Source organism: Mycobacterium helveticum (assembly GCF_007714205.1).
Lineage (GTDB): Bacteria > Actinomycetota > Actinomycetes > Mycobacteriales > Mycobacteriaceae > Mycobacterium > Mycobacterium helveticum.
The window spans coordinates 1-524 of the sequence record NZ_VMQU01000358.1; the positions used below are offsets into that span (position 1 = coordinate 1).

Annotated in this window: 1 pseudogene; it reads right to left on the reverse strand. The window is 57.1% G+C overall.

Annotated features, from left to right (window positions below):
- Window positions 1–179 precede the first annotated feature (179 nt).
- Window positions 180–524, reverse strand: a pseudogene (locus FPZ47_RS27910) (transglutaminase); the annotation flags it as partial.

Here is a 524-nt window from a genome sequence, read left to right on the forward strand (position 1 = left end):
CGAAGCGCTCTGAGTGGGGTGCAATCTCAGTGGCAACGAACTTTGCGGCGAGATCACGAAGCGCTTCCAATTCCGGGTTGAGCCAGGGTGAGGCGGCTGTCATAGGGAGGCGTCCTTTCGGTTAGCTGCCGTGAGATATCCCGCATTAGTGCTTTGCACAAGCATAATCTTTCAAACTGTTAATTGGTGAACGAGTCTGATATGGGCGGAGGTTCGTAGATGAGTTCGCTGTAGTTGTCGCGCAGCGCGTCGATGATTTCCGTGAGGGGAAGGTCGTCGAAAACGCCACGGTCATGGAGGTATTCCAGGTGTTGGGAGCCGTCGCCTGTGTAGGCGTGCAACATGGCGTCTCGCTGACCGTCGAATTCGATAGGAGGGACCCCGAAGCGCGCGCATAACTCGCGGTTGAACGCCGGCGTGGCCTTGACCCACCGGCCATTCAGCAGCATTTGACTGTAGCCGTGGTAGACGAAAACGTCCGAGCCACCCATCCGTTCACGGAGACTCGGGGTCTGTAGATGGTT